We start from the raw sequence: 24,822 nt of genomic DNA on the forward strand, positions 1-24,822 counted from the left end.
AAGCGAAGCGCCATCCGACACCAGCTTTTTTACTCTACAATCAATGGCCAGTGCACATAGCTCTGCCACTGACACTCCTGATCGACAATCTCTTTACCCAGCGGATGATGTTCCAGCCAGCCCGCAGGTAGTCTCAGCGTCAACGTCTCTTCATTAGCTGTAATCGTGATTTGCGGCAAAAGGTCGTCGCGGCGGCGGTTGGCAAAGATAATCGCCAGGCGCAGCAGACGACACAGATGCTCGGCCACGCGTGGCGGCACGGCATTTTGCTGATGCAGCGACGAGAGATCGATAGCGTTGGTTTGGTTGAGCAGCAGCGTCGCCAGCAGTTTTTTCTGCGCGGGCGTAAAGCCTGGCAAATCAAGATTACGTACCAGATACGCCGCATGTGCTGGCGCTTGTTTGAAATCGACGCTCAAACCAATTTCATGAAGATGACATGCACTTAGCAGCAGTTCACGGCTTAATGGCTCAATATCCCACTGTTTTTCGATCTGATCGGCAAAGTGAGATGCCAGCTGTGACACGCGCGCCGCCTGTTCGGTATCGACAATAAACCGGCGCTGTACGTTACGCAGCGTGCGGCTGCGGATGTCTTCGTCCACCGCCAGATGCAGCATGCCGTAAACCAGGCCTTCGCGCAGAGCGCCACCGGCCAGCGTCATACACTGGATATTCAGCTCAGTGAAAATGGCGATTAAAATCGCCAGACCGCTCGGGAACACTAACGCGCGTTCCAGCGTCAGACCTTCGATTTCCAGCTCTTCCAGACGTCCGCACTGAATCGCGCGCTGTTTTAACTGCTGAAGTTTGGCAAGCGTTATGCGCTCGTCCATCCCCTGCGCCATCATGATTTCCTGCAACGCCTGTACCGTACCAGACGCCCCCACGCACACTTTCCAGCCGTGCGTACGCAGCTCATCAGCGACCGGACGCAGCACATCGCGCGCGGCTTTTTCTGCTTCGTCGAAGTTTTCCTGCGCCAGATTACGATCGGTAAAGAAACGCTCAAGCCAGGTGACGCAGCCCATCGACAGGCTGAACAGCGAGGTGGTTTGCGCACCTTTGCCCGTGACCAGCTCGGTACTGGCACCGCCGATATCCACGACCAGACGACGATCGTCGCCGCCTGTCGTGTGTGCGACACCCTGATAAATCAGGCGCGCTTCTTCTTCACCGCGAATCACCTGCACCGGGCAGCCAAGAATCTCCTGCGCTTTATCGAGGAAGTCTTGTGCATTAACGGCCAGACGAAGCGTTGCGGTTGCGACGACGCGAATTTGCGGTTGGGGAATATCCTGTAAACGTTCGGCAAACAGGCGCAGGCATTGCCACCCGCGCTCCATCGCTTCCGCCGACAGAATATTATCGCTGCTGAGGCCAGCAGCCAGACGGACTTTGCGCTTGATGCGCGTCAGCGTCTGAATACTTCCAGCCACCTCACGAACAACCAGCATATGGAAACTATTGGAACCAAGGTCTATAGCTGCATACAGCGAGGTGGAGCTGGGCATATTCTTTTAACCTGAACGACGACGATTACGCGGCGCACCGGAACGGCGCGGACCATTGCCCTGACGCACGCGCGTCAGACGTAACGGTTTCGGCAGATCGGTTAACAGCGCATCGGGGTTGTACTTACTGACCGGAATGGAGTGACCGATATAGGTCTCAATCGCCGGTAGGTTCAGCGCATACTCTTCACAGGCGAGGCTGATGGAGTGACCGCGTGCGCCCGCGCGACCGGTACGGCCAATGCGGTGAACGTAGTCTTCGCAGTCGTCCGGAAGATCGTAGTTAAAGACGTGCGTAACGGCAGGAATATGCAGGCCGCGCGCAGCAACGTCGGTCGCAACCAGAATATCGAGGTCGCCACGGGTAAATTCTTCGAGAATACGCAGACGTTTTTTCTGCGCCACGTCGCCGGTCAGCAGACCTACGCGATGGCCATCTGCCGCCAGGCTACCCCAGATATCTTCACAACGGTGCTTGGTGTTGGCGAAGATAATGGTGCGATCTGGCCACTCTTCTTCTAACAGCGTTTGCAGCAAACGCATTTTTTCTTCGTTAGAAGGATAGAAGAGCTCTTCTTTAATACGGTGGCCCGTTTTCTGCTCAGGCTCGACTTCAACGTATTCGGCGTTGTTCATCTGTTCGAACGCCAGTTCGCGAACACGGTAAGAAAGGGTGGCAGAGAACAGCATGTTCAGGCGCTGGTTTGCTGGTGGCATACGACGGAACAGCCAGCGGATATCTTTAATGAAGCCCAGATCGTACATGCGATCGGCTTCATCCAGCACAACAACCTGAATTGCCGCGAGGTTAATATGGTTTTGCTTCGCGTAGTCGATCAGACGGCCGGTGGTGCCGATAAGAATATCGACGCCGCTTTCCAGCACTTTCAGCTGTTTATCGTAGCCGTCGCCGCCGTAGGCCAGCCCCAGTTTCAGGCCCGTTGCCTGAGCCAGCGGCTCGGCATCGGCGTGAATCTGCACGGCGAGCTCACGCGTCGGCGCCATGATCAGCGCGCGCGGTTGGTTCACCTGGCGGTCAGCAATTGCCGGGTGAGAAAGAAGATAATGAAACGTCGACGTCAGAAACGCCATCGTTTTCCCGGTACCGGTTTGCGCCTGCCCGGCAACGTCACGGCCCGCCAGCGTCAGCGGGAGTGCGAGTGCCTGAATGGGCGTACAATTATGAAACCCTTTAGTTTCAAGGGCTTCAATCACCTTCGGGTGCAGGGCGAAGTCGGAAAACTTCTGTTCTGTTAAATGTGTTTTGCTCATAGTGTGGTAGAATATCAGCTTACTATTGCATTAAGAAAGCGTATCCGGTGAAATAACGTCAACCTTTGTTGGCGAAAGTAGAATCAACACGCCGTTGATTAATGCTACACAACACATCAGGCTTATTCCTGTGGAGTTATATATGAGCGATAAAATTATTCACCTGACTGACGACAGTTTTGACACGGACGTACTCAAAGCTGACGGGCTGACACTCGTCGATTTCTGGGCAGAGTGGTGTGGTCCGTGCAAAATGATCGCCCCGATTCTGGATGAAATCGCTGACGAGTATCAGGGTAAACTGACCGTTGCTAAACTGAACATCGATCAGAACCCGGGCACCGCGCCGAAGTATGGCATTCGTGGTATCCCAACCCTGCTGCTGTTCAAAAACGGCGAAGTGGCTGCAACCAAAGTGGGCGCACTGTCCAAAGGTCAGCTGAAAGAGTTCCTCGACGCTAACCTGGCGTAAGAGATCCTTATACGGGCGTGCAGTGGTCCTAAAATAGCCAGGACTCTGGACGCCCGGCTTCAGTCGTGCTAAGTTAACTTTGACTTCGTTTTAAACATATCTTTGTTTGAATCTTGTTCGACCCGATACTTCCCGTTGGTACAACGCGTGAAGTTGACAGATTCCTGGCTTGTCACTCTTTCCGTCTTGTCGTTTCAGCTCTGTGTACGCTCTTGTTACCAGACCGCGAACAGACATGAGTTGATGGCCGTAAACAGGCATGGATGACCCTGCCATACCATTCACAACATTAAGTTCGAGTATTACCCCGAGTTTAAGAACCCACACCATTATGAATCTTACCGAATTAAAGAATACGCCGGTTTCTGAGCTGATCACTCTCGGCGAAAATATGGGGCTGGAAAACCAGGCTCGTATGCGCAAGCAGGACATTATTTTTGCCATCCTGAAGCAGCACGCAAAGAGTGGCGAAGATATCTTTGGTGATGGCGTACTGGAGATATTGCAGGATGGATTTGGTTTCCTCCGCTCTGCAGACAGCTCCTACCTCGCCGGTCCTGATGACATCTACGTTTCCCCCAGCCAAATCCGCCGTTTCAACCTCCGCACAGGTGATACCATCTCTGGTAAGATTCGTCCTCCTAAAGAGGGTGAGCGTTACTTTGCGCTGTTGAAAGTTAACGAAGTTAACTACGATAAGCCGGAAAACTCGCGCAACAAGATCCTGTTCGAGAACTTGACCCCGCTGCACGCAAACTCTCGTCTGCGTATGGAACGTGGTAACGGTTCTACCGAAGACTTAACCGCACGTGTACTGGATCTGGCCTCGCCAATTGGCCGTGGTCAGCGTGGTCTGATTGTGGCACCGCCGAAAGCGGGTAAAACTATGCTGCTGCAGAACATCGCGCAGAGCATCGCCTACAACCACCCAGACTGCGTACTGATGGTACTGCTGATTGACGAACGTCCGGAAGAAGTGACCGAGATGCAGCGTCTGGTAAAAGGTGAAGTTGTCGCTTCTACCTTTGATGAACCGGCATCTCGCCACGTTCAGGTTGCGGAAATGGTTATCGAGAAGGCGAAACGCCTGGTTGAGCACAAGAAAGACGTTATCATTCTGCTCGACTCCATCACCCGTCTGGCGCGTGCCTACAACACCGTCGTTCCGGCTTCCGGTAAAGTGTTGACCGGTGGTGTGGACGCCAACGCCCTGCATCGTCCGAAACGCTTCTTCGGTGCGGCGCGTAACGTGGAAGAGGGCGGCAGCCTGACCATCATCGCAACGGCGCTGATCGATACCGGTTCCAAAATGGACGAAGTTATCTACGAAGAGTTTAAAGGTACAGGTAACATGGAACTGCACCTCTCTCGTAAGATTGCTGAAAAACGCGTCTTCCCGGCTATCGACTACAACCGTTCCGGTACCCGTAAAGAAGAGCTGCTCACCACTCAGGAAGAGCTGCAGAAAATGTGGATCCTGCGCAAAATCATTCACCCGATGGGCGAAATCGATGCGATGGAATTCCTCATCAATAAACTGGCGATGACCAAAACCAACGACGACTTCTTCGACATGATGAAACGTTCGTAAACATCGTTGAGTAGAAAAACGCCACGCTTTGCGTGGCGTTTTTGTTTTGCAGTTCCATACTGTCAATTAATAACAAATTTATCACTGATAGTTATCCTTTACGGCGACAGGATTGCTTTGTTCGTAGAATTGGTTGTAAATCAGTCGATTTTCGGCAAATCTCATCCGACTTCCTCTTCTGATGAAGGCCTATCGTGGGTATACTTTCGCTATTAATATTCTCTGCGAGTATATATTGTGAGTTTGCTGACCGTCGGTGCTGATCTGATCAGTATTTTCTTGTTCACGACCCTGTTCCTCTTTTTTGCGCGCAAAGCAGCGAAAAAAGTGGGTTTGGTGGACAAACCTAACTACCGTAAGCGTCACCAGGGATTAATTCCGCTGGTTGGCGGGATTTCTGTGTACGCAGGGATCTGCTTCACCTTCGGTATCGTGGATTACTACATCCCTCACGCTGAACTCTACCTGGCCTGTGCCGGCGTTCTGGTCTTTATCGGCGCGCTGGATGACCGCTTTGACATCAGTGTCAAAATCCGCGCCACGATTCAGGCGCTGATCGGCATCGTGATGATGGTGGTGGGCAAACTCTATCTTAGCAGCCTGGGCTATATCTTTGGTTCCTGGGAGCTGGTGTTGGGGCCGTTCGGTTTCTTCCTGACGCTGTTCGCCGTGTGGGCCGCCATCAACGCCTTTAATATGGTGGATGGTATTGATGGCCTGCTGGGCGGGCTTTCCTGCGTCTCCTTTGCGGCGATGGGACTGATTCTGTGGTTTGACGGACAGACCAGCCTGGCGATGTGGTGCTTTGCGATGATCGCCGCCATTCTGCCGTACATCATGCTCAACCTCGGTATCCTTGGCCGCCGTTATAAAGTCTTTATGGGGGATGCGGGCAGTACGCTTATCGGCTTTACCGTTATCTGGATCCTGCTGGAAACCACGCAGGGTCAGCGTCACCCGATTAGTCCGGTTACGGCCTTGTGGATTATTGCGATTCCGTTGATGGACATGGTTGCCATCATGTATCGTCGTCTGCGCAAAGGGATGAGCCCATTCTCTCCAGACCGCCAGCACATTCATCACCTGATCATGCGCGCCGGTTTTACTTCCCGTCAGGCATTTGTCCTAATTACGCTTGCCGCTGCGCTTCTGGCCTCCATTGGTGTGGCCGCGGAGTATACTCACATCGTGCCGGAATGGGCCATGCTGATATTATTTTTGGCTGCTTTTTTCCTGTATGGTTACTGCATCAAAAGAGCGTGGAAAGTGGCGCGTTTTATCAAACGCGTGAAGCGCAGAATGCGCCGCAACAGTGGCAAAACACAAAACTTAACCAAGTAATACTGGGGATGTAATGACTCAACCATTACCGAAAGCGCCGCTGCAAGGTGCTGAGAATGAACTGGATATTCGCGGTCTGTTTCGCGCGTTGTGGTCGGGAAAACGTTGGATTATTGGCTTTGCGGTTCTGTTTGCCGTCATCGTCCTGATTTATACCTTTTTTGCCCGTCAGGAGTGGAGCGCTACGGCGATCACCGATCGCCCAACGGTAAACATGCTGGGCGGCTACTATTCCCAACAGCAATTCCTGCGTAATCTTGATGCGAAGGCGAGTCCGGCAGGCACTATCCAGCCTTCGGTAATGGATGAGGCGTATAAAGAGTTCATCATGCAACTCGCCTCATGGGATACGCGTCGCGATTTCTGGTCGCAGACCGATTACTACAAGCAGCGCATGGTGGGGAATTCTCGCGCCGATGCGGCGTTGCTTGATGATCTTATCAACGACATTCAGTTTATGCCGGGCGACGTGCTTAAAAGCGTGAGCGACAGCGTGAAGCTGACGGCGGAAACCGCGCCGGACGCCAACAACCTGTTGCGCCAGTACGTGGCATTCGCCAGCCAGCGAGCGGCGGGTCATCTTAACGATGAGCTCAAAGGTGCCTGGGCGGCGCGCACTATCCAAATGAAAGCGCAGGTCAAACGCCAGGAAGAAGTGGCGCAGACCATCTTTAAGCGCCGCATCCATAGTGTAGAATCTGCGCTGAAAGTCGCGGAGCAACACAATATTTCCCGCAGCGAAACGGACGTTCCCGCCGAGGAACTCCCGGATTCCGAACTGTTCATGCTGGGCCGCCCGATGTTGCAGGCGCGTCTGGAAAACCTTCAGGCCAGCGGGCCGACCTACGATCTGGATTACGATCAGGGTCGCGCCATGCTCAACACGCTCAATGTTGGCCCAACACTCGACCCGCGCTTTCAGACATATCGTTATTTGCGTACGCCAGAAGAACCTGTAAAACGCACCAGCCCACGCCGCGCATTCCTGATGGCGATGTGGGGTATCGTAGGTGCGCTGGTCGGTGCGGGTGTTGCGCTGACGCGTCGTCGCGTCCAGTAACTGCATCGTCATAATGAAGGGCGATGGGCCTGTCTCATCCAATCGAAGAGAATCGATGTGAAAGTACTGACTGTATTTGGTACGCGTCCGGAGGCGATCAAGATGGCGCCTCTGGTTCATGCGCTGGCAAGAGATCCTCATTTTGAGGCCAAAGTCTGTGTCACCGCACAGCATCGTGAGATGCTCGATCAGGTGCTAAATCTCTTCTCTATCGTCCCTGATTACGACCTCAATATTATGAGTCCGGGTCAGGGGCTGACGGAAATTACCTGCCGAATCCTGGAAGGATTAAAGCCGGTTCTGGAATCATTCAAACCGGACGTCGTGCTGGTGCACGGCGACACCACGACCACCGCTGCCGCGAGTCTGGCCGCTTTCTATCAACGTATTCCGGTCGGTCACGTCGAAGCCGGGCTGCGAACCGGTAATCTCTACTCTCCGTGGCCGGAAGAAGCCAACCGCACCCTGACCGGGCACCTGGCCATGTATCACTTCGCGCCCACGGAAACGTCGCGCCAGAATCTGCTGAAAGAGAACATTGCTGACACGCGTATTTTTGTCACCGGCAACACGGTCATCGATGCGCTGTTTTGGGTGCGCGATCGCGTGCTGAGCAACCAAACGCTGCGCAATGAGTTGTCACAGCGCTATCCTTTCTTAGCCAACGGTAAAAAGATGATTCTGGTTACCGGCCATCGCCGCGAAAGTTTTGGCCGTGGATTTGAACATATCTGCCATGCGCTGGCTGAAATCGCCGCCACCCACCCGGACGTGCAAATTGTCTACCCGGTGCACCTCAACCCGAACGTCAGCGAGCCGGTAAACCGCATTCTGGGCCATGTGGAAAACGTCATTCTGATTGAGCCGCAGGATTACCTGCCTTTCGTCTGGCTGATGAATCACGCCTGGCTTATCCTCACCGATTCCGGCGGTATTCAGGAAGAAGCGCCGTCGTTGGGTAAACCGGTACTGGTGATGCGTGACGCCACCGAACGCCCGGAAGCGATTGATGCCGGCACGGTACGTCTGGTGGGCACCGACAGCCGTCGAATTGTCGAAGAAGTGTCGCGCTTGCTGCACGATGAAAACGAATATCAGGCGATGAGCCGCGCACACAACCCGTACGGTGACGGCCAGGCATGCGAACGTATCTTATCAGCCCTTAAAAATAATCAGGTAACGCTATGAGTTTCTCTACCATCTCGGTAATTGGTCTTGGCTATATTGGCCTCCCTACTGCGGCGGCCTTTGCTTCCCGGCAAAAAGAGGTCATCGGCGTGGATATCAACCAACACGCGGTTGATACGATTAACCGTGGCGAAATTCATATCGTTGAGCCAGACCTCGACAAAGTTGTGAAGACGGCGGTAAGCGCAGGCCATCTGCGCGCAACCACCACCCCGGTAGAAGCGGATGCCTATCTGATTGCCGTGCCGACACCGTTTAAAGGCGATCATGAGCCGGATATGGTCTTTGTTGAAGCGGCGGCGAAGTCGATTGCGCCGGTGCTGAAAAAAGGCGCGCTGGTGATACTTGAGTCAACCTCGCCGGTGGGCGCAACGGAGCAAATGGCTGCCTGGCTGGCTGATTTGCGCCCGGATCTTACCTTCCCGCAGCAGGCAGGCGAGCAGGCGGATATCAACATCGCCTACTGCCCGGAGCGCGTATTGCCGGGGCAGGTGATGGTCGAGCTCATCAAAAATGACCGCGTGATTGGTGGTATGACGCCGGTGTGCTCCGCGCGCGCCAGCGAACTGTACAACATTTTCCTCGAAGGCGAATGCGTGGTGACCAACGCCCGCACGGCGGAGATGTGCAAGTTGACGGAAAACAGCTTCCGCGACGTTAACATCGCCTTTGCCAACGAACTTTCGCTGATTTGCGCCGATCAGGAGATCAACGTCTGGGAACTGATTCGCCTGGCGAACCGTCACCCGCGCGTAAACATCCTGCAACCGGGCCCGGGTGTGGGCGGACACTGCATTGCCGTCGACCCGTGGTTTATCGTGGCGCAGAATCCGCAGCAGGCGCGTCTGATTCGCACCGCCCGCGAAGTAAACGATCACAAACCATTCTGGGTGATTGGCCAGGTCAAAGCCAACGTGGCGGATTGCCTCGCGGCGACCAACAAACGCGCCAGCGAACTGAAAATTGCCTGCTTCGGGCTGGCATTTAAACCAAACATTGATGACCTGCGTGAAAGCCCGGCAATGGAAATCGCCGAACTGATTGCCCAATGGCACGCCGGTGAAACGCTGGTCGTCGAACCGAACATTCATCAGTTGCCGAAAAAACTCGACGGGCTGTGTACGCTGGTTTCCACCGCTGACGCGCTGGCTCAGGCCGACGTGATCGTCATGCTGGTCGATCACAATGAATTTAAAGCCATCGCCGCCGAGAACGTGACTCAGCCCTTTATCGTTGATGCGAAAGGGGTGTGGCGTTGAAACGGATTCTGGTCACCGGTGGGGCTGGGTTTATTGGTTCAGCGGTCGTTCGTCACATCATCGAACAGACGGCGGATGCCGTCGTGGTTGTTGATAAACTGACCTATGCGGGAAATCTGGCGTCGCTGGCCCCCGTCGCCAATAGTGCGCGTTTTGCATTCGAACAGGTCGATATCTGTGACAGCGCGGCGCTTACGCGCGTCTTTGACGAATACCAGCCGGATGCGGTGATGCATCTGGCGGCGGAAAGCCACGTCGATCGCTCTATTGACGGCCCGGCCGCTTTTATCGAAACCAATATCGTGGGTACTTATACATTGCTGGAAGCGGCGAGAAGCTACTGGAGTACGCTGGCTGATGACGAAAAATCAGTGTTTCGCTTCCATCATATCTCGACCGACGAAGTGTATGGCGATCTGCATTCCGCGGAGGATTTCTTTACCGAAACCACGCCGTACGCGCCCAGCAGCCCTTATTCCGCGTCGAAGGCAAGCAGCGACCATCTGGTTCGCGCATGGCTGCGTACCTATGGCCTGCCGACGCTGATCACCAACTGTTCCAACAACTATGGCCCGTATCACTTCCCGGAAAAACTGATCCCGTTAATGATCCTCAACGCGTTGGCGGGGAAACCGCTACCTGTGTACGGCAATGGTCAGCAGATCCGCGACTGGCTGTATGTGGATGACCATGCGCGAGCGCTTTATCGGGTGGCGACGGAGGGCGTCGTAGGCGAAACCTACAATATCGGCGGCCATAACGAGCGTAAAAACCTTGAGGTGGTCGAGACTATTTGCGCTCTGCTCGAAGAACTGGTGCCGCAGAAACCGCAGGGCGTTGCATACTATCGCGATCTCATCACCTATGTTGCCGACCGTCCGGGGCACGACCTGCGTTATGCAATCGACGCGTCGAAAATCGAACGTGAACTGGGCTGGGTGCCTGAAGAGACATTCGAGAGCGGAATGCGCAAAACCGTGCAATGGTATCTTGCCAACGAAACCTGGTGGAAACAGGTGCAGGACGGCAGCTATCAGGGCGAACGTTTAGGTCTGAAGGGTTAACCCGGAGGAGAAAACGGATGAAAGGTATTATTCTGGCTGGCGGGTCTGGTACTCGCCTGCACCCTATTACGCGCGGCGTATCGAAACAGCTACTGCCTGTTTATGATAAGCCGATGATCTACTATCCGCTGTCAGTGTTGATGCTGGCGGGGATCCGCGACATTCTGATTATTACCACGCCTGAGGATAAAGGCTACTTCCAGCGCCTGCTGGGCGACGGCAGCGAATTCGGTATTCATCTCGAATATGCAGAACAACCGAGCCCGGATGGGCTGGCGCAGGCGTTTATCATTGGCGAAACGTTCCTCAATGGCGAACCTTCTTGCCTGGTGCTGGGCGATAACATCTTCTTCGGCCAGGGCTTTAGCCCGAAATTACGCAGCGTCGCTATGCGCACCGAAGGCGCAACGGTCTTTGGCTATCAGGTGATGGACCCGGAACGTTTTGGTGTGGTGGAGTTTGACGACAACTTCCGCGCGATTTCGCTGGAAGAAAAACCGAAGCAGCCAAAATCCAACTGGGCGGTAACCGGCCTCTATTTCTACGACAGTAACGTAGTGGAGTATGCGAAACGGGTAAAACCGTCTGAGCGCGGTGAGCTGGAGATTACCTCAATCAACCAGATGTACCTGGAAGAAGGGAAACTCACCGTTGAGCTGCTGGGGCGTGGCTTTGCCTGGCTTGATACCGGCACGCACGACAGCCTGATTGAAGCGAGTATGTTCGTGCAGACGGTAGAAAAACGACAGGGATTCAAAATTGCCTGTCTGGAAGAGATCGCCTGGCGCAACGGCTGGCTGGATGACGAAGGCGTTAAGCGCGCCGCCGCTCAGCTCGCCAAAACAGGCTACGGCCAATATCTGCTGGAGCTGCTCCGTGCCCGTCCGCGCCAGTATTGAACCGCTGAACTGGGAAAACCAGTTCTTCGGCATTAACAGCGCGAAGGTTTGTTTTGACGAACAGGCCGCGCCGATGACGCCTGAAGCGCTGAACGGCTGGTCACGCGTGCAGGCGAAAATTGCCGCCCATCAGACGGACCAACTGGATGCGTTGCAACAGCTGGGTTTTCAACTGGTGGAAGGTGAGGTGGATTTGGCGCTGCCGGTTAAAGCCGTTGTCCATTCATCTGCCGAAGTGGCGAAGGTTGACGATATTCCGCAACTCCGCCAGCTTGCCGCGCAGGCATTCGCGCAAAGCCGTTTTCGCGTGCCGTGGTATGCCATCGACGCCAGTGGGCGCTTTTACGCGCAGTGGATTGAAAATGCCGTAAAAGGTACATTCGACGATCAATGCCTGGTTTTTCGCCACGATGACGGCACGATCCGTGCATTTGTTTCTCTGCGTGAAGTGAACGGCAGCGAAGCGCGTATTGGCCTGTTGGCCGGGCGCGGCGCGGGGGCAGAATTAATGCAGGCGGCACTGTGCTGGGCGCAGACGCGCGGCCTGTCGACGCTGCGGGTTGCGACGCAAATCGGCAATACCGCAGCACTGAAACGCTACATTCAAAGCGGGGCGAACATTGTCAGCACCGCATACTGGTTATACAGGTGACACCATGATTCCATTTAACGCCCCGCCGGTGGTGGGAACCGAACTCGACTATATGCAATCCGCGATGGGCAGCGGCAAACTGTGTGGCGATGGGGGGTTTACCCGTCGCTGCCAGCAGTGGATGGAGCAGCATTTTGGTAGCGCGAAAGTGCTGCTGACGCCGTCCTGCACCGCATCGCTGGAGATGGCGGCGCTGCTGCTGGATATTCAGCCGGGCGATGAAGTGATCATGCCCAGCTACACCTTCGTTTCCACCGCCAACGCGTTTGTCCTGCGCGGAGCCAAAATCGTCTTTGTGGATGTGCGTAAAGACACCATGAACATCGACGAAACGCTGATTGAAGCGGCGATCACCGACAAAACCCGCGCGATTGTACCGGTGCATTATGCGGGTGTGGCCTGTGAAATGGACACCATTATGGCCATCGCGAAAAAGCATAATCTGTTTGTGGTGGAAGACGCCGCGCAGGGCGTGATGTCGACCTACAAAGGCCGCGCGCTGGGTTCTATCGGCCACATTGGCTGCTTTAGCTTCCATGAAACCAAAAACTACACCGCAGGCGGGGAAGGCGGCGCGACGTTAATCAACGATAAAGCGCTGGTGGAACGTGCGGAGATCATCCGCGAGAAAGGCACCAACCGCAGCCAGTTTTTCCGTGGCCTGGTGGATAAATACACCTGGCGCGATATCGGCTCCAGCTACCTGATGTCGGATTTGCAGGCGGCGTATCTGTGGGCACAGCTGGAAGCGGCGGAACGCATTAACCAACAGCGCCTGGCGCTGTGGCAAACCTATTACGACGCGCTGCAACCACTGGCGAAAGCCGGGCGTATTGAGCTGCCGTCGGTACCGGAAAACTGCGGCCACAATGCGCACATGTTCTACATCAAGCTGCGCGATAACGACGATCGCAGCAAGCTCATCGCCTTCCTCAAAGAAGCAGAAATTCTGGCGGTCTTCCATTACATTCCGCTGCATGCTTGTCCGGCAGGCGAGAAGTTTGGTGAATTCCATGGGGAAGATCGTTTCACCACCCAGGAAAGCGAGCGTTTGCTCCGTCTGCCGCTGTTCTACAATCTGGCGGCGGTCAATCAGCGTACGGTGATCAATACGCTGCTGAATTACTTCGCCTGATATGTCGCTGGCTAAAGCTTCCGTGTGGACCGCCGCGTCCACGCTGGTAAAAATTGGCGTCGGCCTGCTGGTGGTTAAACTGCTGGCGGTGTCATTCGGGCCGTCGGGCGTGGGGCAGGCGGGCAACTTCCGTCAGATGGTTACCGTACTTGGCGTGCTGGCGGGCGCAGGGATTTTTAACGGCGTCACGAAATTTGTTGCCCAACATCATGACGACCCGGCGCAGCTGCGTAAAGTGGTTGGTACCTCGTCGGCGATGGTGCTGGGTTTTTCCACGTTGCTCGCCATCGTTTTCCTGCTGGCTGCCGCACCTATCAGCCAGGGCCTATTTGGTCACACGGATTATCAGGGGCTGGTGCGTCTGGTTGCGCTGGTGCAGATGGGCATCGCGTGGGCGAACCTGCTACTGGCATTGATGAAAGGCTTTCGCGATGCGGCGGGCAATGCGCTTTCGCTGATTGCCGGGAGCGTTATCGGCGTCGTGGCCTATTACGCGTGTTATCGCTTTGGCGGCTATCAGGGCGCGCTGCTTGGCCTGGCGCTGGTGCCGGCGCTGATTGTTATTCCGGCGGCGGTCATGTTGACGCATCGCGCTACCCTTCCGTGGAGATATCTGAAGCCGCAGTGGGATAAGTGGCTTGCCGGGCAATTAGGTAAATTCACCCTGATGGCGCTCATCACCTCGGTCACGCTCCCCGTGGCGTATGTGATGATGCGAAACCTGATGGCGGCGCATTACAGCTGGGATGAAGTGGGGATCTGGCAAGGGGTGAGCAGTATCTCCGACGCCTATCTGCAATTTATTACCGCGTCTTTTAGCGTCTATCTGCTGCCCACGTTATCGCGCTTAACGGGCAAATCGGAGATCACCCGCGAAATTCTTCGCTCGCTGAAGTTTGTCTTACCCGCTGTTGCGGCGGCGAGCTTTACCGTCTGGTTGTTGCGCGATTTTGCTATCTGGCTGCTCTTCTCCGCGAAGTTTGCCGCCATGCGCGATCTTTTCGCGTGGCAGCTGGTGGGCGATGTGCTGAAAGTCGGCGCTTATGTATTTGGTTATCTGGTGATTGCCAAAGCGTCGCTGCGCCTGTATATCCTTGCGGAAATCAGCCAGTTCACGTTACTTACCGCGTTTTCACACTGGTTGATCCCGGCGCACGGTGCGTTGGGCGCGGCACAAGCCTATATGGCAACCTACATTGTTTATTTCGCCCTTTGTTGCGGCGCGTTTTTAATCTGGCGTAAACGGCTATGACAGCACTGATACATGTACTGGGATCGGATATCCCTCACCACAACCAGACCGTACTGCGTTTCTTTGCCGAAGAACTGGCGAGCGTAAGTGAACATGCGCGTCGGTTTATGGTGGTGAGTCGCGACGAAAGCCTTGCGGCGGCATTTCCCGCCCTGGCCATCGAGTGTTACCCCGATAAAGCGACGCTGGCGAAAGCGGTAGTGGCGCGGGCGAAAGCGTCACGCGCGCAGCATTTCTTTTTCCACGGTCAGTTCAATACTGGCCTGTGGCTGGCGCTGCTGAGCGGCGGTATCAAACCCGCACAGGTTAGCTGGCACATCTGGGGAGCGGATCTCTACGAGGTCTCTCAGGGGCTGAAGTTCCGTCTGTTCTATCCGTTACGCCGCATGGCGCAAGGGCGGGTGGGGCGCGTGTTCGCTACGCGCGGCGATCTCAGCTATTTTTCCCGTTTGCACCCACGCGTGCCCAGCGAGCTGCTCTACTTCCCGACGCGCATGGACCCGGCGTTAAACACGCTGGCGTCGGATGCGCCGCGTAGCGGGAAACTCACCATTCTGGTGGGGAACTCTGGCGATCGCAGTAACGAGCATGTCGCCGCGTTAAAGGCGGTTCATCAGCAGTTTGGCGACACGGTCACGGTGATTGTGCCGATGGGATATCCGGCCAATAACGACGCGTACATTAACGAAGTTCGCGCCGCTGGCCTGGCGCTGTTCAGCGAAGAAAATCTGCAAATCCTCAGCGAAAAGCTGGAATTTAACGACTATCTGGCGTTATTACGCCGCTGCGACCTGGGCTATTTCATTTTTGCCCGCCAGCAGGGCATTGGCACGCTGTGTCTGTTGATCCAGGCGGGTGTACCCTGCGTGCTCAACCGGCAGAATCCCTTCTGGCAGGATATGACCGAGCAGCACATCCCGGTGCTGTTTACCGAAGATGCGCTGGATGAAGCGGTCGTGCGCGAAGCCCAGCGCCAGCTGGCGCTGGTCGATAAAAGCGCGATCGCTTTCTTCCGCCCGAACTATCTTGAGCCCTGGCATCGTGCCCTGCGTTTAGCCGCTGGAGAGCCGACATGACGGAAATGCAATTCACCGGTCTGTTTGTCGTCTGGCTGCTGTCATCGCTGTTTATCGGCACGCTCACGTGGTTTGAATTCCGCCGGGTGCGTTTTAACTTCAACGTTTTCTTCTCGTTGCTGTTTTTACTGACGTTCTTCTTCGGCTTCCCGCTCACCTGCACGCTGGTGTTCCGCTTTGACGTTGGCGTTGCGCCCCCGGAAGTTCTGCTGCAAACGCTGCTGGCCTCGGTCTGTTTCTACGCCGTGTACTACGTCAGTTACAAAACCCGTCTGCGTCCGGCGGCGTCCCGCGCACCGCGCAGGCCGCTGTTTACCATGAACCGGGTGGAAACTAATCTGACATGGGTCCTGCTGATGGGGCTGGCGTTGCTGACGGTCGGCATCTTCTTTATGCATAACGGCTTCCTGCTGTTCAAGCTGCGTTCTTATAGCCAGATTTTTTCCAGCGAAGTTTCCGGCGTGGCACTGAAGCGTTTCTTCTACTTCTTTATCCCGGCGATGCTGGTGGTTTACTTCCTGCGCCCTGGCTGGAAAGCGTGGATCTTCTTCCTGCTAAGCACCGTGGCATTTGGTTTACTGACTTACGCCATCGTCGGCGGCACGCGCGCGAACATTATTATCGCCTTCGCCATCTTCCTGTTTATTGGCATTATTCGCGGCTGGATCTCTCTGTGGATGCTGGCGGCGGCGGGCGTGATGGGGATTGTCGGCATGTTCTGGCTGGCGCTGAAGCGCTATGGCATGAACGTGAGCGGCGATGAAGCGTTCTACACGTTCCTTTATCTGACGCGTGATACCTTCTCGCCGTGGGAAAACCTGGCGCTGTTGTTGCAGAACTACGACAAAATTGATTTCCAGGGGCTGGCGCCGATTGCGCGCGACTTCTATGTTTTCATCCCGACCTGGCTTTGGCCTGATCGCCCTGGCATTGTGCTTAATACCGCTAACTACTTCACCTGGGAAGTCCTGAATAACCACTCCGGGCTGGCGATTTCGCCGACGCTGATTGGTTCGCTGGTGGTGATGGGCGGCGTTTGGTTTATCCCGCTGGGTGCGGTCGTGGTCGGGCTTATCATTAAGTGGTTCGACTGGCTCTACATGCTCGGCAATGAAGAGACCAACCGCTATAAAGCCGCCATTCTTCACAGTTTCTGTTTTGGCGCTATCTTCAATATGATTGTGTTGGCAAGGGAAGGGCTGGATTCATTCGTTTCGCGCGTGGTCTTTTTCCTGGTTGTTTTCGGCCTCTGTTTACTGGTGGCAAAATTGTTGTACTGGCTGTTTGAAAGTGCGGGGCTGGTTCACCAGCGATTTAAACAGTTTAAGCATGTTTGAAAAGGATACTCATGACTGATTCACATACCGCGCCAACCTACGAGCTGCGCGGTCTGAAGCTTGTCGGCTGGCGCAACATGCAGCATGCGCTGGACTTTCTGTATGCCGATGGGCAGCTCAAAAGCGGCACGCTGGTAGCGATTAACGCCGAGAAGATGCTAACGGCGGAAGATAACGCCGAAGTTCGCGCGCTGATTAACGCGGCGGAATATAAATATGCCGATGGCATTAGCGTGGTGCGCTCGGTACGCAAAAAATACCCGCAGGCGGACGTGTCGCGCGTGGCTGGCGCCGATCTCTGGGAAGCCTTGATGGAACGCGCGGGCAGAGAAGGTACGCCGGTCTTTCTGGTGGGCGGCAAACCGGAAGTGATGGCTCAGACGGAAGCGAAGCTGCGTCAGCAGTGGAATGTAAATCTGGTCGGCACGCAGGACGGCTACTTTAAACCGGAACAACGGCAGGCGCTGTTTGAGCGCATTCGCGACAGCGGGGCGAAAATCGTCACTGTTGCCATGGGCTCGCCTAAGCAGGAGATCCTGATGCGCGACTGTCGCGAAATCTATCCGGATGCGCTCTATATGGGCGTGGGCGGCACCTACGATGTCTTTACCGGCCACGTGAAGCGCGCGCCGAAGTTCTGGCAGAATCTGGGGCTGGAGTGGCTTTACCGCCTGCTTTCACAGCCAAGCCGCATTACCCGCCAGCTTCGCCTGCTGCGCTATCTGCGCTGGCACTACACCAATCAGCTGTAATCCCTTCCTGAAAATGTGAATGGTTGCGCAATATTTGCGCGATTCATTCACATATTTAATACTTTATTTGCCATTTATCAAAAATTGTTAAACCATTCGCCCCCTTGATGGAAAATCCGTCTGTTTTTTGATATCCCCCTACCTGTAAGCGTTATGCGTTTTACACATAAAAATAACCGGCAATGACCGGAAATCATGCAAACACAAGAGGATTTATGGCAGAGAAAAAACCGGAGCTCCAGCGCGGTCTGGAAGCCCGTCACATCGAATTAATCGCCCTTGGCGGCACCATTGGTGTCGGCCTGTTTATGGGCGCCGCAAGCACGCTGAAGTGGGCAGGTCCGTCCGTACTGCTGGCCTATATTCTGGCTGGCGTATTTGTCTTCTTCATCATGCGATCAATGGGTGAAATGCTGTTTATCGAGCCGGTCACCGGGTCGTTCGCTGTTTACGCACACCGCTATATGAGCCCGTTCTTTGGTTATCTCACGGCCTGGTCCTACTGGTTTATGTGGATGGCAGTGGGGATCTCGGAAATTACCGCTATTGGCGTCTACGTACAGTTCTGGTTCCCGGATATGGCGCAGTGGATCCCGGCGCTGATTGCTGTCGGGCTGGTGGCGCTGGCGAACCTGGCGGCGGTGCGTCTGTACGGCGAAATCGAATTCTGGTTCGCGATGATCAAAGTCACCACCATCATTGTAATGATTGTGATTGGCCTCGGCGTGATCTTCTTCGGCTTCGGTAACGGTGGCCATTCGATTGGTTTTGAAAACCTGACGGCACACGGCGGCTTCTTTGCGGGCGGCTGGAAAGGCTTCCTGACGGCGCTCTGTATCGTGGTCGCCTCGTATCAGGGCGTTGAATTGATCGGTATGACAGCGGGTGAAGCGAAAAACCCGCAGGTCACACTGCGCAGTGCGGTAGGTAAAGTGCTGTGGCGCATCCTGATTTTCTATGTTGGCGCTATCTTTGTCATTGTCACCATCTTCCCGTGGAATGAAATCGGCACCAATGGCAGCCCGTTTGTTCTGACCTTCGCCAAGATTGGTATTACCGCGGCGGCGGGGATTATTAACTTTGTGGTGCTGACGGCGGCGCTCTCAGGCTGTAACAGCGGGATGTATAGCTGTGGGCGTATGCTCTACGCGCTGGCGAAGAACCGTCAGCTTCCGGCGGCGATGGCGAAAGTATCGCGCAGCGGTGTTCCGGCGGCGGGCGTGGCGCTTTCTATTGTGATTCTGCTGATTGGCTCCTGCCTCAACTACATTATTCCTAATCCGCAGCGCGTGTTCGTTTACGTGTATAGCGCCAGCGTCCTGCCGGGGATGGTACCGTGGTTTGTCATTCTGATTAGCCAGATTCGCTTCCGTCGTGCGCACAAAGAAGCGATTGCCAGCCATCCGTTCCGCTCGTTGCTCTTCCCGTGGGCCAACTATTTAACGATGGCGTTCCTGGTTTGTGTGCTGATCGGCATGGGAATCAACGAAGATACGCGCATGTCGCTATTTGTCGGCATTCTCTTTTTGGCGCTTGTCACGCTGGTTTATAAAGTTTTTGGCCTGAATCGGGGCGTAGATCTGCAAAAAGTGGAGAAATAAGCGACAAAACGCACAAACCCTGAGCAAACGATAATTTTCTTTAAAAAGGCACTAGACAGCGGGGTAGGAAGTCCGTAATATCCGACCCCGCAACGGCGCTAAGCGCCCGTAGCTCAGCTGGATAGAGCGCTGCCCTCCGGAGGCAGAGGTCTCAGGTTCGAATCCTGTCGGGCGCACCACTTACCCGGTGCTGGAGCTGCGGTGGTTTTGATAACCGCGTAAAAGATTTGCAGTGGTGGCTATAGCTCAGTTGGTAGAGCCCTGGATTGTGATTCCAGTTGTCGTGGGTTCGAATCCCATTAGCCACCCCATTATTTAAAAGTTGTGACAATGCGAAGGTGGCGGAATTGGTAGACGCGCTAGCTTCAGGTGTTAGTGTTCTTACGGACGTGGGGGTTCAAGTCCCCCCCCTCGCACCACGACTTTAAAGATTGAACTAAAAATTCAAAAAGCAGTATTTCGGCGAGTAGCGCAGCTTGGTAGCGCAACTGGTTTGGGACCAGTGGGTCGGAGGTTCGAATCCTCTCTCGCCGACCAATTTTGAACCCCGCTTCGGCGGGGTTTTTTGTTTTCTGCGCCTCTGTACTTCCCTCGTTTTCCTTCAATACCCTGATTACTATGATGTAAATCTGCCTGCTGACAGTTTGAGCAGAAAATTCCCAATCCTTAATAAAGTAGATGTCTTTGTGTCAAAGTGTGTGCAATAATGCGCGCCGTAGATGCTCATTCCATCTCTTATGCTCGCCTTCTGGCCTCATAAACTCAGGAATGACGCAGAGCCGTTTACGGTGCTTATCGTCCGATGACAGATGTCGCTCAGGCCTCATCAGACACCATGGACATAACGTTGAGTGAAGCACCCATTGTTGTCATAAAGACCTGTTTTAACGCCTGCTCCTGTGAGCAGGCGTTTTTTTATGGATAAAAAAAGGGGGCCGGATGGCCCCCTGAAGCAATGATTATTGCGGCGGGTTATTTTGCAACGTCAGCATCAACCCATCGCGGCGCATGGCCGCTGCCTCTTCCGGTTTTTTCAGACGGTCAAGCGTGTCGGCAAGCCAGGCATAGTCGAAGGCATCGGGACGCTGTTTAAGCGCGGCGCGGAATGCAATGCTGGCTTCCTGCCACTCGCCGTGTTTCATCAGCGACTGGCCCAGCGTACTCCACAGCAGCGGACGATCGCCGACGCTCTTGATCTGCTGGCGCAGTATTTTTTCCAGCTGTTCCGGGTTATTGGTATGCAGGCGAGGAATCAGCATCACCAGGCGGTCGTCATACTGACGTTTCAGCCCGTCGATGATGATCTGCTGCGCGGTATCATGATCGTCACACTCAATTAAGTGCTCCGCCATGGCCACCTGAAGCGGCACTTCGTGGCGAGTTTTACGGCTCTGATTTTTCCACCAGTTCCGCAACCCTTCGCTTCCTTCGTCAGCACGCGCTTTATCCATTAAGCCAATCCACGCCTGTTGCTCCAGCGCCGCGCGATGAGCTTCATCGCCCACGTTCGCTTTCGCCATCGACGGGATGATGTCCAGCAGCGAGCTCCATGCGCCGGTACGGATGTAAGCCTGCTCGGCGAGACGAAGGACTTCCGGATGACGCGGCGTGATTTCCAGTAACTTATCGACGCCGTGGCGAGCGGCGTGATCTTCATTACGCGCCAGCTGTAAACGCACGCGGGTGATTTCGACCGGAATCAAATCGTTGCCGGCATTCTCTTCCGCGCGTTGCAGATGCTGGTTGGCCCGCGCTTCATCACCGCGCTGTTGAGCGGCCTCGGCGGCAAGCAGATAGTTAACCACCGGCTGTTCTGCGTGATCGGCATTTTTCGCCATCAGCTTCTCAACCTGCTGATAATCACCTTCTGCCAGTTTGAGCAGCGCCTGTTCCGTTTGCTTACGCGCGCGGCGACGTTTGCGGCCCACGAACCAGCCGCGCGTATGCGCACCGGTGCGGAAAATGCGGCGCAGCACCCATTCGAGGGCAAACAGCACCACCATGATAAGGATCATGATGATCACTAACCCGGTGACGCTGGTTTCTACGTTGTAGTTATCCGTTTGGATCAGGACGTAACCCTGGTGCCCGGCGATCATCGGGCCGACGACGATCCCGGCGATCAACAGTGCGAAGAGTAATAAGACTTTCAACATAATTACTCTCCTTGAGGCGCGGCAGGGGCGGGCGCGGGCGTTTCAGCCGGTGCGGCCGCAGCGGGCTGCGCCATCAGATTACGCACGCGCGTCTGCATCAGTTTTTCCAGAATCGGCTGGCTTAGCAGTGTTTCCGGCACGTTCATGGTGATGCTCTGCTGGCTGAGTTTGTCCACATCATCGAGGAAGCTTTTGGTGGTGGCATCGTCGGTGTCGTAGTAGGCGCGAACCCACGTCGAGACGTTATCCAGCGCCTGTTTGTAAGTCTCTTCCTGATGACGCGGTACAGCCTGTGCTGCAACCAACAGACGCGAGCGAATGTTTTCGCGCAGGTAAACGTCCTGATTGGGCGCTAACAGCGGCACGGCGGTTTCATCACGACGACGGATGGTGATAAAGCTGTCCATAAAGTTCTGCCAGCTTTTTTGCAGATTTACCCGCCACTCGCCAATTGAGCTGGAGAGCTCATCGCTATCGGAATCCATCGGGGAATCATCGGTGTTGTTATCCGCCAGACGCAGGTTATCCACCTGATTCGCCAGCTGATTCACTTTCAGGATGATGCCATCGTAGTCCACCTGAGAAACCGCGCCCAGGCTGGCGATATCTTCGGTGATGGCGCGACGGGCGCTAATCAGGCTTGGGTCGTTCATGTCGGCCAGACTGGCGTCGGCGCTTTTCAGCAGCGCGGCGGCGGTGGTGACATCCTGATCGCTCCACAGCTTGCGGCCAGCCAGCTTCACGAGGAAGTCGGACTGTGCCAGCAGCCAGGTTTTCGCATCGGTACCGGAGATGGCCGCTACCTTTTGCTGCACTTCATCCAGTTGCTTCGCCAGCGTATCGCGTTGGTTCTGCGCCTCGGCAAGCTGTGCGGCCTGCTGTTTCAGCAGAGTGTCGAATTGCGTTTTCTGGTCGTCCTGCGCTTTTTGCAGCGCGACGAGTTGATTTGCCAGCGTGTCATTGGCAGTGGTTTGATTTACGGCCTGCTGTTTTCCCCAGCCATACAGCCCCACGCCCGCCGCCAGCGCAATAGCGATCGCCACGGCGCTCAGCACCAGGCTGGTTTTCGCGCCGCCGGTTTTCTTTTCGGCGTCAGTGGGTTTTTGTGCTTCTGGCTGTGGCGTGGTCTCCACGGCCTCCCTGGTCTCTTCAACCACGGCGGAGTTTTCTTTTTGATCCGTCATTATGGCTTCCAGTTTTGAAGTTATTGTAGTGCGCGCAGCAGCGCATCGTTGTCAGCGCTATCGGCAACCTGAATTTCCTGCCAGCCCAGCTCCCGGGCCAGTTGTGCAAGACGCTCACTGACAACCAGCAAACGGCAGCGCAGCAGCCAGTGCTCGCGATACCATTGCGGAATGAGTGCCCAAAGTTGGTGTAACATTTCCCCGCTGGTGACGACGAGAGTCGACACCTCACGTTTCTGCCAGCGCATGGCTTCTTCCGCGCCATCATAATGGACAGCGCTGCGTTGATAACATTCACAGAATGTGACTTCAGCGCCGCGTGCGGCCAGCGTTTCGCCTAACAACTCACGCCCGCCATTGCCACGTAAGATGAGCGCTTTCTTACCCGCAATATTTTGTAATTCAGGTAATTGTAGCAAGACTTCGCTGATTTCCCGATCCAAAGGATACCGCACCTGGCAGCCGCTCACCTGATGCAACGCCAGCGCGGTGCTGCGCCCAATGGCGAAACAGGCCGCCTGCTGCGGCCAGTGCTGGCCCTGTTGCTGCAATTGAGACTGGGCAAATGACACAGCGTGCGGTGATAACGCGAAGAGCAAATCGTCAGAGCTTAGGGCGTTCAGTGCGGGAGAGAGGCGCGCAAGTTCGCGACCGGGGGTGATTTCAATCAGCGGAAAGCTCCAGGCCACTCGCCCCAGTGCGCGCAAACGGCTCACTAATTCTTCTCCTTTTGGAGACGGGCGGGTGACCAGGATACTCATTCGGGCTTCTCTCCGTTGTAGACGGCGGTGAGGATCTCGCGCGCACCGTTGTTCAACAGTTCCTCAGCGAGCTCAACGCCCATGCGTTCAGCGTCTTCCGGCTTGCCGCGTCGTTCGCCGCGCACCATCTGTGAACCATCCGGCGCGCCAACCAGCGCACGTAGCCACAGTTCGCCGTCAGTCAGTTCGGCGTAGCTGCCAATCGGCACCTGACAGCCGCCTTCCAGACGCGTGTTCATGGCGCGTTCCGCCAGTACGCGGGTGGCGGTTGGCGCATCGTTAAGCGGTGCCAGCAGCGTACGCGTAACGTCATCATCCAGGCGACATTCGATGCCGACGGCGCCCTGGCCGACAGCCGGTAATGATTGCTCAGGCGGCATCGCCTGTCGAATGCGATCGTCAAGTTTCAGACGTTTCAGACCGGCGACGGCCAGAATAATGGCGTCGTAATCGCCGTTATCCAGTTTTCCAAGACGCGTGCCGACGTTACCGCGCAGCGAACGAATCTCTAAATCGGGACGATATTCCGCAATCTGGCACTGGCGACGCAGGCTGGAGGTGCCGACGATGCTGCCTGCCGGTAAATCGTCCAGCGAGGCATAGTGGTTAGAGACGAATGCATCGCGCGGATCTTCACGCTCGCAAATGGTCACCAGCCCCAGGCCTTCAGGGAAATCGACGGGAACATCTTTCATGGAGTGAACGGCGATATCGGCCCGGTTTTCCAGCAATGCCAGCTCAAGCTCTTTTACAAAGAGCCCTTTACCGCCCACTTTTGCCAGCGGGGTATCAAGGATCACATCGCCGCGCGTCACCAGCGGCACGAGTTCAACCGTCAGCCCTGGATGACAGGCCATCAGGCGGTCTTTAACATAGTGTGCCTGCCAAAGTGCAAGAGGACTTTGGCGTGTGGCAATTCTCAAAACTTTGTCTAACATGCTTGTTACCGTCATTGTCGTCCACGGCCCATCCTAACATTGTTGCTTTAATGATGTTAGTTTTCACGGTGTTTGCGCAATGTCTGGGTTGCCCGTATTTTCTGGAAGTTTCCAATATAGACCTAAACGTATTGTGGAATTTACAGATAACAAACGGTGCTACACTTGTATGTAGTGCAACTTTCTTTACGGTCAACCAGCAAGGTGTTAAATTGATCACGTTTTAAACCATTTGTTCGTCCGCACCACCATAATCATAAGGACGGGCGACAAAGGCCACGATTCTTGTTGAAATTCTAAAAACCTCCGTACTTCCCT

At 55.1% G+C, this 24,822-nt stretch carries 21 protein-coding genes and 4 tRNA genes; 19 read left to right on the top strand and 6 right to left on the bottom strand.

Annotated features, from left to right (window positions below; translation table 11 throughout):
• Positions 1-29: 29 nt before the first annotated feature.
• Entirely contained in the window at positions 30-1,514 is a 1,485-nt protein-coding gene (gene gppA, locus AC1MKH_RS00585) for a guanosine-5'-triphosphate,3'-diphosphate diphosphatase (RefSeq protein ID WP_276223148.1), read from the bottom strand.
• Positions 1,515-1,520: 6 nt separating this feature from the next.
• The gene (gene rhlB, locus AC1MKH_RS00590; RefSeq protein WP_015966456.1) at positions 1,521-2,786 is read right to left on the bottom strand and encodes an ATP-dependent RNA helicase RhlB; all 1,266 of its coding nucleotides are present in this window, start codon (positions 2,784-2,786) and stop codon (positions 1,521-1,523) included.
• Positions 2,787-2,928: 142 nt separating this feature from the next.
• Between rhlB and trxA the strand changes: the two genes are divergently transcribed.
• The 19 genes from trxA to AC1MKH_RS00685 all read left to right on the top strand — a co-directional run bounded on the left by trxA (position 2,929) and on the right by AC1MKH_RS00685 (position 20,002).
• Positions 2,929-3,258 carry a thioredoxin TrxA gene (gene trxA, locus AC1MKH_RS00595; RefSeq protein WP_004386384.1) on the top strand — a complete coding sequence of 110 codons (330 nt, stop codon included), beginning with the start codon at positions 2,929-2,931 and terminating at the stop codon, positions 3,256-3,258.
• 331 nt (positions 3,259-3,589) lie between these two features.
• Positions 3,590-4,849, top strand: coding sequence for a transcription termination factor Rho (gene rho / locus AC1MKH_RS00600; protein WP_001054528.1), 1,260 nt, complete (start codon positions 3,590-3,592; stop codon positions 4,847-4,849).
• A gap of 237 nt (positions 4,850-5,086) precedes the next feature.
• Positions 5,087-6,190 carry a UDP-N-acetylglucosamine--undecaprenyl-phosphate N-acetylglucosaminephosphotransferase gene (gene wecA / locus AC1MKH_RS00605; protein ID WP_231825733.1) on the top strand — a complete coding sequence of 368 codons (1,104 nt, stop codon included), beginning with the start codon at positions 5,087-5,089 and terminating at the stop codon, positions 6,188-6,190.
• A 13-nt stretch (positions 6,191-6,203) separates the two neighbouring features.
• Complete coding sequence (gene wzzE / locus AC1MKH_RS00610; RefSeq protein ID WP_231825732.1) at positions 6,204-7,250, top strand: ECA polysaccharide chain length modulation protein; 1,047 nt, start codon at positions 6,204-6,206, stop codon at positions 7,248-7,250.
• Between the two features lie 57 nt (positions 7,251-7,307).
• A complete protein-coding gene (gene wecB / locus AC1MKH_RS00615) occupies positions 7,308-8,438 on the top strand; it encodes a non-hydrolyzing UDP-N-acetylglucosamine 2-epimerase (RefSeq protein ID WP_276223143.1) in 1,131 nt (376 codons plus the stop codon).
• The gene (wecC, locus tag AC1MKH_RS00620) at positions 8,435-9,697 is read left to right on the top strand and encodes a UDP-N-acetyl-D-mannosamine dehydrogenase (protein WP_276223141.1); all 1,263 of its coding nucleotides are present in this window, start codon (positions 8,435-8,437) and stop codon (positions 9,695-9,697) included. Before wecB ends, wecC begins: the two co-directional genes overlap by 4 nt.
• A complete protein-coding gene (rffG, locus tag AC1MKH_RS00625; RefSeq protein ID WP_276223139.1) occupies positions 9,694-10,761 on the top strand; it encodes a dTDP-glucose 4,6-dehydratase in 1,068 nt (355 codons plus the stop codon). Before wecC ends, rffG begins: the two co-directional genes overlap by 4 nt.
• A gap of 17 nt (positions 10,762-10,778) precedes the next feature.
• Positions 10,779-11,660: a glucose-1-phosphate thymidylyltransferase RfbA gene (gene rfbA / locus AC1MKH_RS00630; protein WP_276223137.1), complete on the top strand. Its 882-nt coding sequence runs from the start codon at positions 10,779-10,781 to the stop codon at positions 11,658-11,660.
• Positions 11,638-12,312: a dTDP-4-amino-4,6-dideoxy-D-galactose acyltransferase gene (rffC, locus tag AC1MKH_RS00635; protein ID WP_276223135.1), complete on the top strand. Its 675-nt coding sequence runs from the start codon at positions 11,638-11,640 to the stop codon at positions 12,310-12,312. Before rfbA ends, rffC begins: the two co-directional genes overlap by 23 nt.
• Before the next feature lie 4 nt (positions 12,313-12,316).
• Positions 12,317-13,447: a dTDP-4-amino-4,6-dideoxygalactose transaminase gene (gene rffA / locus AC1MKH_RS00640; protein WP_276223133.1), complete on the top strand. Its 1,131-nt coding sequence runs from the start codon at positions 12,317-12,319 to the stop codon at positions 13,445-13,447.
• A gap of 1 nt (position 13,448) precedes the next feature.
• Positions 13,449-14,699 carry a lipid III flippase WzxE gene (gene wzxE, locus AC1MKH_RS00645; RefSeq protein WP_276223132.1) on the top strand — a complete coding sequence of 417 codons (1,251 nt, stop codon included), beginning with the start codon at positions 13,449-13,451 and terminating at the stop codon, positions 14,697-14,699.
• Positions 14,696-15,775: a TDP-N-acetylfucosamine:lipid II N-acetylfucosaminyltransferase gene (locus AC1MKH_RS00650; RefSeq protein WP_276223130.1), complete on the top strand. Its 1,080-nt coding sequence runs from the start codon at positions 14,696-14,698 to the stop codon at positions 15,773-15,775. Before wzxE ends, AC1MKH_RS00650 begins: the two co-directional genes overlap by 4 nt.
• Positions 15,772-17,112, top strand: a complete 1,341-nt coding sequence (gene wzyE / locus AC1MKH_RS00655) for an ECA oligosaccharide polymerase (RefSeq protein WP_276223127.1) — start codon at positions 15,772-15,774, stop codon at positions 17,110-17,112. The genes AC1MKH_RS00650 and wzyE overlap by 4 nt, the downstream gene beginning before the upstream one ends.
• Positions 17,113-17,123: 11 nt before the next feature.
• Positions 17,124-17,864: a lipopolysaccharide N-acetylmannosaminouronosyltransferase gene (gene wecG, locus AC1MKH_RS00660; protein WP_276223125.1), complete on the top strand. Its 741-nt coding sequence runs from the start codon at positions 17,124-17,126 to the stop codon at positions 17,862-17,864.
• 215 nt (positions 17,865-18,079) lie between these two features.
• Positions 18,080-19,465, top strand: a complete 1,386-nt coding sequence (thrP, locus tag AC1MKH_RS00665) for a bifunctional threonine/serine APC transporter ThrP (protein WP_276223123.1) — start codon at positions 18,080-18,082, stop codon at positions 19,463-19,465.
• A 102-nt stretch (positions 19,466-19,567) separates the two neighbouring features.
• Positions 19,568-19,644 (top strand) — tRNA-Arg (locus AC1MKH_RS00670).
• 56 nt (positions 19,645-19,700) lie between these two features.
• A tRNA-His gene (locus AC1MKH_RS00675) sits at positions 19,701-19,776 on the top strand.
• A gap of 21 nt (positions 19,777-19,797) precedes the next feature.
• A tRNA-Leu gene (locus AC1MKH_RS00680) sits at positions 19,798-19,884 on the top strand.
• Between the two features lie 41 nt (positions 19,885-19,925).
• Positions 19,926-20,002 (top strand) — tRNA-Pro (locus AC1MKH_RS00685).
• A gap of 422 nt (positions 20,003-20,424) precedes the next feature.
• Here the strand turns inward: AC1MKH_RS00685 and hemY are convergent.
• Genes hemY through hemC form a run of 4 tightly spaced genes read right to left on the bottom strand, consistent with a single transcriptional unit; the run spans position 20,425 to position 24,504 of the window.
• Positions 20,425-21,621: a protoheme IX biogenesis protein HemY gene (hemY, locus tag AC1MKH_RS00690; protein WP_276223121.1), complete on the bottom strand. Its 1,197-nt coding sequence runs from the start codon at positions 21,619-21,621 to the stop codon at positions 20,425-20,427.
• 2 nt (positions 21,622-21,623) lie between these two features.
• Positions 21,624-22,805 carry a uroporphyrinogen-III C-methyltransferase gene (hemX, locus tag AC1MKH_RS00695; protein ID WP_276223119.1) on the bottom strand — a complete coding sequence of 394 codons (1,182 nt, stop codon included), beginning with the start codon at positions 22,803-22,805 and terminating at the stop codon, positions 21,624-21,626.
• A 20-nt stretch (positions 22,806-22,825) separates the two neighbouring features.
• Positions 22,826-23,566 carry a uroporphyrinogen-III synthase gene (gene hemD / locus AC1MKH_RS00700; protein ID WP_276223117.1) on the bottom strand — a complete coding sequence of 247 codons (741 nt, stop codon included), beginning with the start codon at positions 23,564-23,566 and terminating at the stop codon, positions 22,826-22,828.
• Entirely contained in the window at positions 23,563-24,504 is a 942-nt protein-coding gene (gene hemC, locus AC1MKH_RS00705; protein WP_276223115.1) for a hydroxymethylbilane synthase, read from the bottom strand. Before hemC ends, hemD begins: the two co-directional genes overlap by 4 nt.
• Positions 24,505-24,822: the final 318 nt, after the last annotated feature.

This window comes from Pseudocitrobacter sp. CD920760 (assembly GCF_057782505.1).